The following is a 16,891-nucleotide window of genomic DNA, read 5'->3' on the forward strand; positions in this document are numbered from 1 at the left end:
TTAACCACTAATAGACTTTAAAAATCAGCATTATTTGGTGTTCTTGGGAAAGGTATTACGTCTCTAATATTAGATATTCCTGTGATGTACATTATAAGTCTTTCAAACCCTAACCCAAACCCAGCATGCTTAGTAGTTCCAAACTTTCTAAGTTCTAGGTACCACCAGTAGTCTTCTTTATTTAGTCCAAGTTCTTCAATCCTTCTTTCAAGGATATCAATTCGTTCTTCTCTTTGGCTTCCACCAATTATTTCACCTACCCCAGGGACTAAGCAGTCCATAGCGGCTACGGTTTTTTCATCATCGCTAAGTCTCATATAAAAAGCTTTTATTTCTTTTGGATAATCTGTTACAAAAACAGGCTTTTTAAATATTTCTTCAGTTATATATCTTTCATGTTCTGTTTGAAGGTCTATTCCCCATTTAACAGGGTAGTCAAACTTTTTGTTTGATTTTTCTAAAAGCTCAATAGCTTCAGTGTAGGTTACTCGCCCAAAGTCTGAGTTTACTATATTAGTTAATCTTTCTATAAGACCTTTATCTATAAAGCTATTAAAAAACTCCATTTCTTCTGGAGCGTTCTTTAATATATAGTTTATAACGTACTTTAACATATCTTCTGCAAGCTGCATATCATCATTAAGATCAGCAAAAGCTATTTCAGGCTCTATCATCCAAAATTCAGAAGCATGTCTAGCTGTATTTGAATTTTCCGCCCTAAAAGTTGGACCAAAAGTATAGATCTTTTGAAAAGCTAAAGCATAGGCTTCACCTTCAAGTTGACCACTTACAGTAAGGTTTGTTTCCTTTCCGAAAAAGTCTTCTTTAAAATCTATTTTACCATCCTCAGTTCTTGGAGGATTTGACATGTCTAGTGTAGATAATCTAAACATTTCACCAGCGCCTTCAGCATCACTACCTGTTATGATTGGCGTATGAGTATACACAAAGCCTTTTTCTTGAAAGAATGTATGGATAGCAAAAGCAGCCATAGAACGAACTCTAAACACTGCGGAGAATGTGTTGCTTCTTGGTCTTAAGTGAGCGATAGTTCGTAGGTATTCAAGACTATGTCTTTTCTTTTGTAGCGGATATTCTGAAGATGACACACCCTCTACAACTACCTTTTGTGCCTTAAGTTCAAAGGGTTGCTTTGAGTCAGGAGTAGGCACAAGAACTCCTTCTACATAAACAGAAGAACTTATAGGAAGTTTAGTTATTTCTTTAAAGTTATCTAAGCTATCTCCTTCTAGAACTACTTGAATATTTTTAAAGAATGTTCCATCGTTAAGTTCCATGAATCCAAAAGCATTAGAAGATCTGGATGTTCTGATCCAACCATTTACTTTAATATTTTGATTATAATATTTTTCGCCATTTCTATATAGTTCTTTGATTTCTAAAGTTTTCATTTTACAATCCTACCTTTCTAATTATTAAAATTAAATATAAAAAAACCTCTCATCCGATAAAGGGACGAAAGGCTATATTTCGTGGTGCCACCCAAGTTTGTCAACATATATATGAATATGTTGATCTCTTTAACAGCACAATAAATGCTGCTCAATTATAACGGATTGATTCCGTCTAAGCCTACTTTCACATTAAATGATTTTGGTTAGAAACTCAAAGATGTTCTTCAATATAGGGCTTGCATCGACCTTTCACTCTTGCCGACTCGCTAAGGCAACCTTCCTAAATTTACTCTTCTTATCATAGTTGATTTAAATTTTTTTATCAATAATCCAATTTTACACTAAAATCATAATTAATGCAAATATCTAAAACACATAAATAAGGATATTTATGCAAAGTTTAAAATGCTTAATAATGAGTTATGCCTGTTTTTTATCACCTGCTCCTCTTGTTGGTACTGTGGAAGCTACGAATCCGATTATAGGTGAAACTAGTGCAGGAGCTACTACGTTTATATATGCAATATATCTAGTCTTATATAAAACTAGAGCAATTAGTGAGGTTATAACAGTAGATGCTAAAAAGATATATACTATAAATTTTGCAAAGGAAGACATAAATTTTTCATATATTCTATGCCTAGTAGGACCGCTTATGATAACTTTAAATATAAAAAAGCTTATTAATATAATTATCAAATTTGCAACTGAAGATACTAAAAAGTTCATCATATAAAACATCTCCTTTTTTAATTTAAAATAGTACATTATACCTACTAAAATAGGATTAAGATTTAATAAAAAAGTAATATAAAAATTAATCCTTAAATTTAGTATTATCTATAATGATATTTTTAAACCAGGAAATATATTATAAAGTAAAATTATTTTTTATTTTTGAAAGATTTAATTATAATAGCTGTAAATTAAGCTAAACAACATTTAAAAACATTTCTCCAACTTTAACTACATCTCCAGCGCCTACAGTTAATATAAGATCTCCTTTTTTTACTTTAGAATTTAGATACTCTAAAGTATCCTCAAAGTTGTGGAAATTTAGGCACTTTAAACCATTATCTCTTATTTTATCACCTAACATATTTGAATTCACAGTTCTATCATCTATTTCTCTAGCGGCATAAATATCAAGTAAAAGTATTTCGTCAGCGTCATTAAATGAAAGAGAAAATTCTTTTAACAAAGATAAAGTTCTACTATAGGTATGAGGCTGAAAAACACAATATATTTTATTGTGTTTAAAGTTTTTGGCAGCTGATAGTGCGGCTTTTATTTCTGTAGGGTGATGGGCATAATCATCTATAACAGTTACTTCATTTTTTATACCTTTTATTTCAAATCTTTTATGAGCACCTTTAAAGCCTTCTAATCCAGATATTATATATTCATTATCAATATCTAAGGCAATAGCAGTAGCTACAGCAGCTAAAGCATTTAAAATATTATGATTTCCAGGAACGTTTAAGCTTAAAGAAAATAATTTTTTGCCTTTATAGTATAGGTCAAGTTTACTCTTACCTTGATCATCGAATTTTATATTACGACCCTGTACATCTCCACAATCAATCCCAAAGGTTAATATATTGCAGTTAACCTTACTCATTACATTAAGAACCCTTTGATCTTCAGCATTACATATTAGGTAACCATTCTTTGGTATTAACATCCCGAATTCTGTAAAGGCAGATTCGATATCATCAATGTCCTTGTAATAATCTAGGTGGTCTGCATCTATATTTAATATTAATCCTATATAAGGAAAGAACTTAAGAAAGGATCTTTTATATTCGCAAGATTCTGTAATAAAATATTCACTATCTCCGGTTCTAAAGTTGCCATCTATTATATCTAAATTTGCTCCCACTAATATTGTAGGATCTAGATTTGCAGAAAGAACTATATGAGATAACATTGATGTACAAGTGGTTTTACCATGAGTACCTGCAACGGCTACATTGTACATATGACCTTTCATGATTTTGCCCAAGAACTCGGCTCTATCCATTAAATTAATATGATTTTTTATAGCATATTTTAATTCTGGATTATTACTGGGTACAGCTGCAGTATAAACTACTAAGTCTACATCTTTAATGTTTTTATCGTCATGACCTATGTAAATCGTTGCACCTTGTTTTCTTAGTTTATCTAAAACATCTGAATCTTTCATATCTGATCCGGAAACACTAAAGCTATTTTTAAGCATTATCGCAGCAAGACCACTCATACTTATACCACCAATACCTATAAAGTGGATTTTTATATTTTTATCATTTAGAAAATCAAAAGACAATATACTTCACTCCTTTTAGTATGAATAAATTTAACTAACTATATATCAAAGCTATAATAAATCTGTAATAAAAACGTTATTTTGTTTACTTAGATCTAAAAAACTTTCATCAAAGTAAATAATGGGTTTTGAAATATAGTTATTATTAATTTTTAATATTTTTGCTATTTTACCCGTGTTTAACTTTACGAGTTCTCCCTCGTAATAATGTATCATATTTTCTACAAAAGTTGTAGAAAACTCAGGATCTAATTTCAAAAAGGAATCTTCTTTTATTATTTCTAAAGCTTTTAAAGGGTTTTGTTTCTGTTTATAAGGTCTATTTGACGTTATAGCATCAAATATATCGCTAATTGAAGTTATTTTAGCATATATATTTACTTTGTCGCCAGTTAAACCTAGAGGATAGCCGCTACCGTCTATCCTTTCATGATGCATAAGTACTCCGATTTCAATACCTGGGTCTATATAAGGAATGGATTTTACTATATCATATCCTTTTATAGGATGAGTTTTCATTATATTAAATTCTTTAGTGGTAAGTGGGCCAGCTTTATTAATTATATTTGAAGGCATTTTTGACTTACCTATATCATGTAATATTCCGGTATAAGTTAAGAGCATTATTTCCCTTGAAGAAAAATTCAGCCATTTTCCAAGCATTCCATTTAAGGTAGCCACATTTACTGAATGACGAAAAAGATAACCATCGGTAGTTCTTTCGCTAATTATATTTTTTATTACTATACCTGTATTTTTCATTTGACAATGAATATCTTCAGAAAGATTTCTTATAGAGTTAACTTGTATTTTAGAATTAGACATAACCTGATTAAATATAACTTCTGCGCTATCAGAGAATCTTGAAAAGTCACTTTCTACTTCTAAATATTCTTTAGAACCTTTTGAGTGTATTATTTCTAACTCATAATTGTCTATATTTTTATATATATTTATGGGGTTAGTAGGAAAAAGATATTTAATCTTATCTATAGTATTTTCAGTAAGCTTTGTGCCTTCTGACAATAGCTTAAGATTTTTTATATATAAGCTTTTTGCAATTATCATTCCAGGTTCAAGGTTAATTGGAAGAATAGATATTATTTTGTGAGCGTTCATCATCTTCTTTCCCTTCTGTATAAATATTTATTCAGCAATATATCTAAGTATATATAATCTTATTTTACCATAAATGGACACTTATATTAGCAAATATTACTTAATTTATAAAACAGTATAGGTTATGCAAAATATAGAACGAAATTTATTTAATATATCTACATTATACGATTAATTCAATTATTAGTTCAATAATAATTGAAATTAAACTTGTAATAGAATAGAATATGAATAATAAGATATTTTTTTAAAATATAGTTCGTAATATGTGAAATGATAGGTGATATAATGGATCGATTTAATAGAAATAATAGAATAGTTGCTATAACACAAATACTTTTAAACAATCCAAGTAGGGTGATAAGCCTTAATAATTTTTTAGAACCTTTAAATGCAGCTAAATCTTCTATAAGTGAAGATATAGTTATAATAAGGGAAACCATTGAAAGACTTGACCTAGGTAGAGTAGAAAGCATATCTGGGGCATCAGGAGGTATAAAGTATATACCTAAGATATCTAAAGAAGACACTAATAAATTTGTTCAAGATTTATGTAAAAACCTTAATTCCAAGGAGCGAATAGTGCCAGGAAACTTTATTTATATCAATGATATAATGTTTAATCCTAAAATAGTATCTAAGGCCGCTACTATATTGTCTTCACTTTTTGAAGGACAGCAAATAGATCATGTGGTTACAGTGGAGACCAAGGGAATACCTTTAGCCTACGAGGTTTCAAAGAACCTTGGAGTAGAGCTTATAATTGTTAGACGAGATACAAAGGTTACAGAGGGTCCCACAGTTAGTATTAATTATGTGTCAGGATCTAGTGGAAGGATACAAAACATGTCGCTTTCTAAAAAGTCTTTAAAAAAAGGCAGTAAGTGTATTTTTATAGATGATTTTATGAAGGGTGGCGGAACTGCAAAGGGAATAATGGATCTTTTAAAAGAATTTGAAAGTGAACTTCTTGGAATAGGGGTTTTAATTGACAACATACAATCAGACAAGAAAGTAATAAAAGAGTACTTCTCTATTATAGAATTTTTAGGTATAAATGAGGATGAAAGTGTATTATTAAAGCCCTCTAATTTTATTAAATAGCAAATTTTCAAAAGATTTATAAAACTTTCTCGTAAAAAAGAAGGAAAAAGAAAATATATATAGAAATATATAGATTGTAAAGCATCTTTGGAGGTGGGGTTTAATGGAAATTACAGACGTTAGGATTAGAAAAATCGCAGCAGAGGGCAAAATGAAAGCAATTGTTTCTATAACTTTTGACAATGAATTTGTAGTTCATGATATAAAAGTGATAGAAGGACAAAATGGACTTTTCATAGCAATGCCAAGTAGGAAGACTCCTGATGGAGAGTTTAAGGACATAGCTCATCCAATAAATACACAAACTAGAGAAAAGATACAACAATCAATCTTAAGTGAATATGAAAAGGTAAAAAGTGAAGAGCCAAGAGAGCCTAAACATGAGGTTAAAGAATCGGAAGTTGATACTGAAGTTGAATAAAAAATAAAAAGGAGATTTCTCCTTTTTATTTTTTTGAATTTTCTTATAAATACAATAAATCATTTCGGTGTTGAAAATAATGTTTTTATAAAATATAATGAAAAGGATGAAATTTTTATTAAGATGTTTTTTTTTATAATAGAATACTCTAAATTGCTCTTATATAACATAAAGAGGTGATAAAATGTATAAATGTGCTATAATATTAGCGGCTGGTAAAGGGAAAAGGATGAAATCTGACTTACCTAAGGTTTTACATAAAGTATGTGGTAAAGAGATGGTAAATCATGTAATTGATACTATGAGAGCATCTGATCTAAACGATATAAATATTGTTGTAGGAAATGGATCAGATGAGGTAAAAGAAAGTACAAAATTTATAGATGTTACTTATTCTTTTCAAAATGAGCAATTAGGAACAGGTCATGCAATAATGTGTGCTAAAGAATTCTTAAAACATAAAAAAGGAATAGTTGCTATATTTAATGGTGATGTTCCACTTATGAGAGAAGATACAGTTAGAAGGCTTATAGATACACATGAACATAATGGGTATCAGTGCACCGTAGCAACCTCAATTTTAGAAGAACCAACCGGTTACGGAAGGATAATTAGAAAAGACGGGCTTGTGGACAAAATCGTAGAACATAAAGATTGTAATAAAGAACAGCTTAATACTAAAGAAATAAATGCAGGAATTTATTGTTTCGATATAGAAAGCCTTGTAAAAAGCTTAGATAAACTTACAAATAATAACGCTCAGGGAGAATACTATCTGACAGACATTATAGAAATTCTTAAAGATGATGGTAAAACAGTAGGTGCTATGGTTGTGGACTATGAAGAAACTATGGGAGTTAACTCAAGGGTTGATCTTGCTGAAGTTGAAAAGATATTAAGAAATAGGATAAATAAAAAGCATTTAGAAAATGGAGTTACATTTATAAATCCAGAAAACACCTATATAGGTTCGGATGTACAAATAGGAAGGGATACTATAATCTATCCAAATAATACAATAGAAGGTAAAACCGTTATAAAAGAAAACTGTATAATTCATTCAAATTGTAGAATTAAAGATAGCACTATAGAAAGTGGAGTGTCTGTAGACAATTCAGTAATACTAGAAAGCATTGTTGGCGAAAATACTACAGTAGGACCCTTTGCATATATAAGACCTGAAACTACAATAGGAAAACATGCAAGGATTGGAGATTTTGTTGAGATTAAAAAATCTACCATAGGCGACAACACTAAAGTGTCACATTTAACTTATATAGGTGATGCAGAAGTTGGCGAAAGTTGTAATTTTGGCTGCGGAACAGTAGTTGTAAATTATGATGGAAAAGGAAAGTACAAGACTAAAATAGGCAATAATGCTTTTATTGGATGCAATAGTAATCTAGTATCCCCAGTAGAGGTAGATGACAATACATATATAGCAGCAGGATCAACTATAACAGATCATGTTACAGAAGGCAGCCTTGCTATAGCGAGAGCTAGACAAAAAAACATTGAGGGCTGGGTAGATAAAAAAGGTATGAAAAAATAAAGAAAACCTAAGGAGGATTCAAAATGATAACCCACGGAAAAACGATTAAGATATTTAGTGGAAATGCAAATCCAAAACTTGCAAAAGATATTTCAGATATATTAGGAATACCATTAGGAGATGCAAAAGTAGGTACATTTAGTGATGGAGAAATATCTGTAGATATTAATGAAACTGTAAGAGGTGTAGATGTCTTTGTAGTTCAATCTACAAATTCACCCGTAAATAACAATTTAATGGAACTTCTAATAATGATAGATGCATTTAAAAGAGCATCGGCAGGAAGAATAACTGCTGTTATTCCTTATTATGGGTATGCAAGGCAAGATAGAAAAGCAAAGTCTAGAGATCCAATAACAGCAAAATTAGTAGCTGATTTAATAACAGCGGCTGGTGCAGATAGAGTACTTACTATGGACTTACATGCTTCACAAATACAAGGGTATTTCGATATTCCACTTGATCATCTTTTAGGAGTACCTATACTTTCAAAGTATTTTGAAGATAAAGGATTTAGGGAAGATGAGGATGTAGTATTAGTGTCTCCAGACTTAGGTAGCGTTACAAGAACTAGAAAGTTTGCAGATAGGCTACAAGCACCTATGGCTATAATTGATAAGAGAAGACCTAAGGCAAATGTGTCTGAAATTATGAATATAATAGGTGATGTTAGAGGAAAAACTGCTATTTTAGTAGATGATATGATAGATACTGCAGGTACCATTGTAAATGCAGCAAATGCATTAAAAGATTTAGGTGCAAAAGAAGTATATGCTTGCTGTACTCATGGAGTTCTTTCAGGACCAGCATTTGAGCGAATAAATAATTCAGCAATAAAAGAGCTAGTTATTCTTAATACTATTCATGTTCCAGTGGGTGAAAACTCTGAAAAAATTACATCTCTTTCTGTAGCACCAATTTTTGCAGAAGCTATAAGAAGAATTTATGATGATGTTCCTCTTAGTATATTATTTGAGGAAGATTAATAACATATAAAATAGAGCATAATAACCTTTTTAAAAAGGTTATTATGCTCTATTTTTATTTACTAGTAAATTATTTGTAACTTTTTTGTGTAAAGTAGTATTTAAATAGTATTTTGTGATAGATTAATATATAGTTATAATTATGCTAAATTATATTGAGGGGGTTTGAAATATGGAAGGAACTATAGGAAAGGTCCTTATAGTAGATGATGATGAAAATATATGTGAAGTTATAAAGATGTATCTACAAAACTCAGGATATGATACAAGGTTGTCTCATGATGGGAAAAGTGCACAGGAGGCATTTTTAAATTATAAGCCTGATATTGTACTTTTAGATATAATGATTCCACATATGGATGGAATAGACGTTTTAAAGTGGATAAGAAAAGAAAATGAAACCCCTGTAATAATGCTTACAGCTAAGGGGGATACCTTCGATAAGGTATTAGGGCTTGAACTAGGAGCAGATGATTATATTGTAAAACCATTTGAACCTAAAGAACTTATAGCAAGGGTTAAAGCAGTAATGAGGAGATATAATTCAGATAATGGAAGTAGAGAGACATTAACATTTCCTGAATTAGTAATAGATATTAATTCTTATACTGTAGTATATAAAGATGAAGATATAAAAATGCCACCTAAAGAATTTGAATTGTTACATTATCTTGCAAATAATAAGAACAGGGTATTTACAAGGGAGCAGCTCCTTTGCGAGGTTTGGGGATATGATTATCCTGGAGATTCAAGAACCGTTGATGTTCATATAAAAAGATTAAGGGAAAAGCTTCATGGCGGGCCTAATTGGCAACTAGAAACTGTTTGGGGTGTTGGATATAAATTTGAGGTGAAATAAATGATTAAAAATAGCCTTGTGTCCAAAATGATAGCAGCATTTACCTTTATTGTAGCAATTATGTTTATTCTAGTTGCTACAATCCTTTCATTTTGGTTTGAAAACTATTATTTTGAGCAAAGAAAAAATCAATTAGATATGCAAGGAGACAGAATTGCAACATCTGCAGTAAATAGTTTAGGAGATAAAAGTACTCTATCAGTAACTAAACTAGAAAACGAGATGAGCTTTATAGGAGACTTACTAAACTCAGATATATTGATAGCCGATAGTTTGGGTTATGTTTACGCGGTTTCTAATGTTAAATATAAAGATATAGTAGCAAATAGTTTAGATTTAAAGGAAATGGATGAATTAAGATTTGGGAAAACTATAGAAAAAAAAGGTACCTATGAAAATATAGTAGATAAACCCTCTTATATTTATATGAAACCTATATTTTCTGGAGATAGTTTTAGAGGCGTAATATTAATGTATACCCCAATAGAACAAATAAAGGCTCCTATAAAAAAGGTTTATTCAATAATATGGTTAGGTGCTATATTTTCTGTGATTACAACTAGTATAATAATATATTATTTTTCTCAAAAGATAATAATAAAACCTTTATCTAAAATAAATTCTGTAGCGAGAAAGATTTCTAAAGGCGAGGTAGAAAAGCGCGTTATTATAGATTCTAATGATGAAATTGGAGAGCTTGCAGAATCCTTTAATACTATGGCAGATTCGCTAGAAAAGGTAGAGAAAAATAGGAGGGACTTTATGTCCAACGTTTCACATGAACTTAGATCCCCAATAACATCTATAAAGGGATTTATTGGAGGAATACTAGATGGTGTGATACCTAAAGACAAAGAAAATCATTATCTTCAAATAGCATATGATGAGGTTCAAAGACTAACGAGACTTGTAAATGACCTTTTAGATTTAGCAGCTATGGAATCAGGAAAGTTTTCTTTACGAGTAACAGAAATCGATATAAATGAAATTATAAAATTATGCATTATAAAATTTGAACCTAAAATCAATGATAAGAAATTAAAAGTTGATGTGTTATTGCAGGATGAACATTTGTATGTTGAAGGAGATAGAGATAGACTTATTCAAGTTTTAACTAATCTTATAGATAATTCTATAAAATATGTACCTGATGGCGGTAACATAAAATTATCGACTAAGATAAAAGGAGATAAACTTCTTGTATCTGTATTTAATGATGGACCTAATATTGAGGAAAATGAGTTAAGAAGGATATGGGATAGATTTTATAAATCTGACAAGGCAAGGACATCTAAAATCAGTACAGGATTAGGATTGCCCATAGCTAGAAATATATTATCACAACTAGGAGAAGACATATGGGTAGAAAATAAAGCAAAGGATCAAGGAGTAACATTTATTTTCACACTAACTAGGGTATAGTAACATTAAAGTAAACATAAAAATATAATTGAAACATAATATTTTGTTCATACTTAATTTAAAAGATTTAAGTATAATTACTTCAGGGTATAGGAGGTGCTTTATGGACAAGAAAAAAAAGCTGAATAAAGGCGCAATTTTAAATCGCGATTTAAAGCTAAAAAATGAACACCTATTAGAGGAAAGCTGCAATCAACATGGCGAGATAAATATAAGACAAAACAAAAGAAGAAAAAGGTTAGAAAGTCTTTGTAAAGGTGTTTTAGTGGTATCTGTTGCGGCTATTTCTGGAGCTATAACTGCCTCCTATATAATTGAAAAGAAATATAATAACATGGTTGATAATAGGAATAATAGTTCAGTTATTTATTCTAATAAGCAACAGATACCAAAGGATGATAAAATAAAAGAGTTGGTACCTAAAAATGATATAAATAAGGTTGTAGAAGGTTTAAGTGGTATTATAGTAGGGGTTAGTAGTAATCCTGAAAGTTTTCTTCAAAATGATATAACCTCAAATATGGGGTCAGGCATAATAATCGATAAGGATGGATATATTGTTACTAATTCTTTTTTATTAGAGAACACAGAAATTGTATATGTTAAGCTATCAAGCTATGGATCGAAACCAATTGAAGCTAAGATAATAGGTAAAGATAAGGCTTCAGATTTGGCTGTGATAAAAGTAGATTTAGAGAATCTTCCTTATGCTCGATTTGGTGATTCTGAAAAGGTGAGAGTAGGAGATTTAGCTATTGCTGTAGGCAATCCTTTAGGTGAAGATATGGCAGACACTGTAACTATGGGTATTGTAAGTGTGATTAATAAAAAGATTGATTTTTTAGATCCTAATACCGGGGAAAAAAGACTTTATAAAATAGTAAAAACAGATGCCAGTATAAATAGCTATAATACTGGAGGAGCATTATGTAATTCCATAGGTGAAATTGTAGGAATAAATAGCTTGAAACTTACCGGTAAATACGCTTCAGAGGGTATAGGGATTTCAATACCTTCAAATGAGGTTAAAAATATAGTAGAGTCTTTGACTAATTATGGCAGAGTTAAAAAACCACATTTAGGTTTTATAGGTCAAACTATAGTTAGAAATAATTCATCCAATACTCAAGGTATAGAGGGAGTTTATGTAAGAGAAGTTACACAAGGAGAAACTCTTTTTAATGCAGGTGTTGGGCCTACAGATATAATTGTAGGATTAGATAATAAAGAAATTAAAAGGATGGAAGATATACAAATCATAGTAGATGAACATAAAATAGGGGATACTATAAATTGTAAGATTTGGAGAGAAGGAAGTGTGTTAGAACTTAGCATAATACTTACAGAAAAACAATAGATGGTTTTATAACCTTTTCAAATAATAAAGGGACTTTAAAGTCTCTTTATTATTTCTGTTTTAATATATTATATAATAACTTTTGTTGTATAATATATTAAAGCAGAATTAAAATTTGAAAATATATATGTAATCATGTAAAGACAAATGGAGGAAATATTAATGCATTTGATAGTAGGACTAGGCAATCCAGGTAAGGAATACGAAGATACAAGACATAATGTTGGTTTTAACTTTATAGATAATTTATCTGTAAAGTATAATATTTCATTAAACAGGATAAAATTTAAAGGAGTATACGGAGAAGGTTTTATACAAGGTGAAAAATGCATATTGTTAAAACCTAGCACATATATGAATCTTAGTGGAGAGAGTGTTAGAGAAATAGTGAACTTTTATAAGATTGATAGTAATGATATTATAATTGTATATGATGATATAAGTATAGAAATAGGAAGAATGAGAATAAGAACCAAAGGTAGCGCAGGAGGTCATAATGGGATAAAGAGCATTATATCTAACTTAGGTACAGATGAATTCCCTAGAATAAAGATTGGTGTTGGGTGTCCTAAAGGAGACCTTATTTCTCATGTATTAGGTAAATTTTCTAAAGAAGATAAAATATTAATAGATAATACAATAAAAGCTTCAACAGAAGCTATAGAATTAATAGTAAAAGAAAACTTATATGAATCTATGAATAAATTCAATGGGTTTATTGCAGATAAATAAAGGGTTTATGTTTTAAGGGGTGTTATTAAGTATGAGATTTAATGGTTTATTAGAGCCTTTAAGGCAAAGCAAAGAATTTTTAAATATAAAGAAAAGTATGGAGGAAAAAAGATATCCTATATCTTTATATGGAATATCTGAGTCATCAAAGGCTTATATAATCGATGCTATATATGAAGAGGAAAAGAAAAAGAACTTTTTTATAATAAGTCATAGCGATTTAGAGGCTAAAAATATGTATGAAGATTTATCTTTGTATATTCCAGAAATATATTACTTTCCTACAAAGGAGGTTGTTTTCTACAATATAGATGCAGTATCAGGAGACCTTAGATGGGAAAGGTTAAAGGTTATAAAAGAGATGATAAGTGACAATAAGAAGGTAATTGTTACTTCTGTAGAAGCTTTATCATCAAAGTACACTCCTGTAGAATTATATAAAAAATACAATTTAAAATACAAAGTGGGAGATGTATTAAATACAAAACAATTAACAGAGAAGCTAATTCAATCAGGATATGAAAGAATGCAACTTATAGATGGAAAAGGACAATTTTCTGTAAGAGGAGGGATATTAGATATTTATCCACCCATAAGCTCTACTCCTTTTAGGATAGAGCTTTTCGGAGATGAAATTGATTCAATAAGAAGCTTTAATGTAGAATCACAAAGAAGTATAGAAAAGGTTGATGAAATAGAGATATTTCCAGCCAAAGAAATGATATTAAATAGTGATGAAATCCAAAAAGGATATAATTTAATAAAAGAAGACCTTGAAAATTTTATAAGTAACCATAAAGGAAAAGAGCATAAAGAAATGGTTAATAAGTTAAAAGGTATGGTTAATTCTAATTTAGAATCTTTAAAGGAAAATTGGAACTTTGAAACCATTGATAGTTACTTGCCATATTTTTTTGATAAGCCATCTAGTTTCTTTGATTTTATGGAGGATGGAATAATTATAATAGATGATATTCAAAGATCTATTGGAAAATTAGAAAGTATATACTATGAGTTTGAAGAAAATTATAAATCCTTCTTAGAAAGAGGAGATATACTTCCAAGACAAGGAAGCCTTTTAATATCTAAAGAAAATATAATTGATCAGTTAGGGTCAAAAGAAACATTAACATTAAATTCTATTGTAAAATCTAACAATTATCTAAAACCAAGAACAGTAGAAAGTTTTTCAGAGATAACTTTAACAAGTTATGGTGGTAAATTAGACTTATTGATTGGAGATATAAAAGATAAAAAGAGTAAGGGATATAAGATTGTAATACTCTCAGGAACAAGGCCTAGGGGAGAAAGATTGGTAGAGGCTTTGAGAGATAAGGGTATTGAAAGTTCATATAAAGATATAGTGTCAAAGATTGAATATGGTGAAGTTGTTGTTACCTTTGGTAATCAAATTAAAGGATTTGAGTATCCGGAGCTTAAGGTATGTTTAATTTCGGATAGAGAAGTTTTTGGTGAAGCTAAGCGAAAAACAAAGAAAAAAGCCCCTAATAAAAAGGGAGTAGGAAAACTAAAAAGCTTTTCCGAATTAAATTTAGGCGATTATGTTGTTCATGTAAATCATGGAATAGGTGTATATAAAGGAATAAAACAAATAGAAGTTCAAGGGCATATAAAGGATTATTTAGATATAAGTTATGATAAAGAAGATAAGTTATATGTTCCCGTAGAACAACTAGATATGGTTCAAAAATATATAGGCAGCGAAGGAAAGGCTCCAAGAGTAAGCAAGCTTGGTGGAACTGAATGGACTAAGGCTAAGAATAAGGTAAGAACCTCTATAAATGAAATAGCACAAGATTTGGTTAAGTTATATGCCGAAAGATCTAAATTAAAAGGATATAAATATTCAAAAGATACAGTTTGGCAAAAGCAATTTGAAGAAGAATTTGAATATGAAGAAACCCCGGATCAACTTACTTCTTTGCAAGAAATAAAACGGGATATGGAATCTGGAAAGCCAATGGATAGACTTTTGTGCGGAGATGTAGGTTATGGAAAGACAGAAGTTGCTATGAGAGCGGCATTTAAAGCAATCATGGATGGAAAGCAAGTAGCCTTTTTAGTTCCAACTACCATTCTTGCAGATCAACATTTTAAAAATATGGTAAAGAGATTTTCCGATTTCCCAATCAATATTGATATGGTAAGTAGATTTAGATCCTCAGCTGAGCAGAAGGCTACATTAGCAGCATTGAAACAAGGTAATGTAGATTTATTAATAGGAACTCATAGGTTAATATCAAAAGATGTTGAATTTAAAGACCTAGGCCTTCTTGTAGTTGATGAAGAACAAAGATTTGGAGTAACTCACAAGGAAAAGATGAAAAAGATGAAAAAAAATATAGATGTACTAACATTAAGTGCTACACCTATACCTAGAACACTTCATATGTCGCTTACAGGGGTAAGAGACATAAGCGTCATAGAAACACCTCCACAAGAGCGCTACCCTATTCAAACTTACGTAGTAGAGTATAATGAACAGCTTATAAGAGATGCTGTATTACGTGAAGTAAATAGAAAGGGCCAAGTTTATTTTGTTTACAACAGGGTAGAGGACATTAAAAATATGGCTGGGTACCTACAAAAACTGCTTCCTGAAGTTAAAATGGCAGTAGCTCATGGACAAATGACCGAAAGAGAGTTAGAAAAGGTAATGATAGGCTTTATGAGTGGTGAAATAGATATGATTATATGTACCACTATAATAGAAACAGGCATGGATATTCAAAATGTAAACACAATGATTGTTTATGATTCAGATAAAATGGGTCTTTCCCAGCTCTATCAATTAAGAGGTCGGGTAGGAAGAAGTAATAGGATAGCATATTCTTACTTTACTTATAAAAAAGATAAAATATTAACAGAAGTCGCAGAAAAAAGATTGAAAGCTTTAAAGGAGTTTACAGCTCTTGGATCAGGATTTAAAATTGCAATGAGAGATTTAGAGATAAGAGGAGCTGGGAACATGATGGGATCTTCTCAACATGGACATATGGCAGCTATAGGGTATGATCTTTACTGTAGAATGTTAGAGGAAACAATAAGTTTTATTAAAGATGAAATAGATAAAGAGCCTGTAGAGACAACCATAGATTTAAAAGTAGATGCATATATACCTAATAATTATATAGAAAATGAGATGCAAAAAATAGGAATATATAAAAAAATAGCTTCTATTGATAATAAAGATGATGTTTATGACATAATGGAGGAATTAGAAGATAGATTTTCAGATATAGTACAGCCAGTAAATAACCTTATAAACATTTCATATATAAGAAGTCTTGGAAAAATTTTAAAGATAGAAGATATAAAAGAAAAGGATGAAGAGGTTATATATCAGTTTGATAAAAAAGAAAATTTAAATGAAGAGCTAATAAAAGGTTTAATGAGTAAGTATAATAAAAAAATTATATTTAAATTTGGAGAAAAACCAGCATTTTCATATAAACTTTCAATGGTTAAACGCGAAGATATGCTAGAAGAATTTAAAAATCTTTTAGAATATATGGTAAGCATAAAGAAAGATATATCTCAAAAGGCAGAAATTACAGACAAAAAATAGAAAAATGGAACATTATTTATTTTT

At 30.1% G+C, this 16,891-nt stretch carries 13 protein-coding genes and 1 other annotated feature; of the genes, 9 read left to right on the forward strand and 4 right to left on the reverse strand.

Annotated elements, in window-relative coordinates; translation table 11 throughout:
• Nucleotides 1–17 precede the first annotated feature (17 nt).
• The 4 genes from asnS to BD821_RS04800 all read right to left on the reverse strand — a co-directional run bounded on the left by asnS (nucleotide 18) and on the right by BD821_RS04800 (nucleotide 4,848).
• On the reverse strand, nucleotides 18–1,412 hold the full coding sequence (asnS, locus tag BD821_RS04785) for an asparagine--tRNA ligase (RefSeq protein WP_104409551.1): 1,395 nt from the start codon (nucleotides 1,410–1,412) through the stop codon (nucleotides 18–20).
• A 57-nt stretch (nucleotides 1,413–1,469) separates the two neighbouring features.
• Nucleotides 1,470–1,726 (reverse strand) — a binding site (T-box leader).
• A 109-nt stretch (nucleotides 1,727–1,835) separates the two neighbouring features.
• Complete coding sequence (locus BD821_RS13635) at nucleotides 1,836–2,147, reverse strand: hypothetical protein (protein ID WP_104409552.1); 312 nt, start codon at nucleotides 2,145–2,147, stop codon at nucleotides 1,836–1,838.
• A gap of 199 nt (nucleotides 2,148–2,346) precedes the next feature.
• Complete coding sequence (gene murC / locus BD821_RS04795; protein ID WP_104409553.1) at nucleotides 2,347–3,726, reverse strand: UDP-N-acetylmuramate--L-alanine ligase; 1,380 nt, start codon at nucleotides 3,724–3,726, stop codon at nucleotides 2,347–2,349.
• A gap of 51 nt (nucleotides 3,727–3,777) precedes the next feature.
• The gene (locus BD821_RS04800; RefSeq protein WP_104409554.1) at nucleotides 3,778–4,848 is read right to left on the reverse strand and encodes an HD-GYP domain-containing protein; all 1,071 of its coding nucleotides are present in this window, start codon (nucleotides 4,846–4,848) and stop codon (nucleotides 3,778–3,780) included.
• A 285-nt stretch (nucleotides 4,849–5,133) separates the two neighbouring features.
• On the opposite strand from BD821_RS04800, the gene purR reads away from it, so the two are divergent.
• The 9 genes from purR to mfd all read left to right on the forward strand — a co-directional run bounded on the left by purR (nucleotide 5,134) and on the right by mfd (nucleotide 16,867).
• A complete protein-coding gene (purR, locus tag BD821_RS04805; RefSeq protein WP_104409555.1) occupies nucleotides 5,134–5,949 on the forward strand; it encodes a pur operon repressor in 816 nt (271 codons plus the stop codon).
• Between the two features lie 103 nt (nucleotides 5,950–6,052).
• Nucleotides 6,053–6,370, forward strand: coding sequence for a septation regulator SpoVG (spoVG, locus tag BD821_RS04810; protein WP_029451506.1), 318 nt, complete (start codon nucleotides 6,053–6,055; stop codon nucleotides 6,368–6,370).
• 184 nt (nucleotides 6,371–6,554) lie between these two features.
• The gene (glmU, locus tag BD821_RS04815) at nucleotides 6,555–7,922 is read left to right on the forward strand and encodes a bifunctional UDP-N-acetylglucosamine diphosphorylase/glucosamine-1-phosphate N-acetyltransferase GlmU (RefSeq protein ID WP_104409556.1); all 1,368 of its coding nucleotides are present in this window, start codon (nucleotides 6,555–6,557) and stop codon (nucleotides 7,920–7,922) included.
• Between the two features lie 23 nt (nucleotides 7,923–7,945).
• On the forward strand, nucleotides 7,946–8,908 hold the full coding sequence (locus BD821_RS04820; protein ID WP_104409557.1) for a ribose-phosphate diphosphokinase: 963 nt from the start codon (nucleotides 7,946–7,948) through the stop codon (nucleotides 8,906–8,908).
• A 172-nt stretch (nucleotides 8,909–9,080) separates the two neighbouring features.
• Nucleotides 9,081–9,767, forward strand: a complete 687-nt coding sequence (locus BD821_RS04825) for a response regulator transcription factor (RefSeq protein WP_029451503.1) — start codon at nucleotides 9,081–9,083, stop codon at nucleotides 9,765–9,767.
• Nucleotides 9,768–9,770: 3 nt separating this feature from the next.
• Nucleotides 9,771–11,189: a sensor histidine kinase gene (locus BD821_RS04830; RefSeq protein ID WP_029451502.1), complete on the forward strand. Its 1,419-nt coding sequence runs from the start codon at nucleotides 9,771–9,773 to the stop codon at nucleotides 11,187–11,189.
• 103 nt (nucleotides 11,190–11,292) lie between these two features.
• A complete protein-coding gene (locus BD821_RS04835) occupies nucleotides 11,293–12,546 on the forward strand; it encodes a S1C family serine protease (RefSeq protein ID WP_104409558.1) in 1,254 nt (417 codons plus the stop codon).
• A 162-nt stretch (nucleotides 12,547–12,708) separates the two neighbouring features.
• Nucleotides 12,709–13,278 carry an aminoacyl-tRNA hydrolase gene (gene pth, locus BD821_RS04840; protein ID WP_029451499.1) on the forward strand — a complete coding sequence of 190 codons (570 nt, stop codon included), beginning with the start codon at nucleotides 12,709–12,711 and terminating at the stop codon, nucleotides 13,276–13,278.
• A 31-nt stretch (nucleotides 13,279–13,309) separates the two neighbouring features.
• Entirely contained in the window at nucleotides 13,310–16,867 is a 3,558-nt protein-coding gene (gene mfd, locus BD821_RS04845) for a transcription-repair coupling factor (protein ID WP_104409559.1), read from the forward strand.
• Nucleotides 16,868–16,891: the final 24 nt, after the last annotated feature.

This window comes from Clostridium algidicarnis DSM 15099 (assembly GCF_002934235.1).
Lineage (GTDB): Bacteria > Bacillota > Clostridia > Clostridiales > Clostridiaceae > Clostridium_L > Clostridium_L algidicarnis.

Excerpts from the sequence above, each read along its gene's own strand:
- glmU (WP_104409556.1), top strand. The coding sequence starts at position 6,555 with ATGTATAAATGTGCTATAATATTAGCGGCTGGTAAAGGGAAAAGGATG.
- BD821_RS04800 (WP_104409554.1), bottom strand. The coding sequence starts at position 4,848 with ATGATGAACGCTCACAAAATAATATCTATTCTTCCAATTAACCTTGAA.
- BD821_RS13635 (WP_104409552.1), bottom strand. The coding sequence starts at position 2,147 with ATGATGAACTTTTTAGTATCTTCAGTTGCAAATTTGATAATTATATTA.
- asnS (WP_104409551.1), bottom strand. The coding sequence starts at position 1,412 with ATGAAAACTTTAGAAATCAAAGAACTATATAGAAATGGCGAAAAATAT.
- mfd (WP_104409559.1), top strand. The coding sequence starts at position 13,310 with ATGAGATTTAATGGTTTATTAGAGCCTTTAAGGCAAAGCAAAGAATTT.
- purR (WP_104409555.1), top strand. The coding sequence starts at position 5,134 with ATGGATCGATTTAATAGAAATAATAGAATAGTTGCTATAACACAAATA.
- spoVG (WP_029451506.1), top strand. The coding sequence starts at position 6,053 with ATGGAAATTACAGACGTTAGGATTAGAAAAATCGCAGCAGAGGGCAAA.
- pth (WP_029451499.1), top strand. The coding sequence starts at position 12,709 with ATGCATTTGATAGTAGGACTAGGCAATCCAGGTAAGGAATACGAAGAT.
- BD821_RS04820 (WP_104409557.1), top strand. The coding sequence starts at position 7,946 with ATGATAACCCACGGAAAAACGATTAAGATATTTAGTGGAAATGCAAAT.
- BD821_RS04825 (WP_029451503.1), top strand. The coding sequence starts at position 9,081 with ATGGAAGGAACTATAGGAAAGGTCCTTATAGTAGATGATGATGAAAAT.
- BD821_RS04835 (WP_104409558.1), top strand. The coding sequence starts at position 11,293 with ATGGACAAGAAAAAAAAGCTGAATAAAGGCGCAATTTTAAATCGCGAT.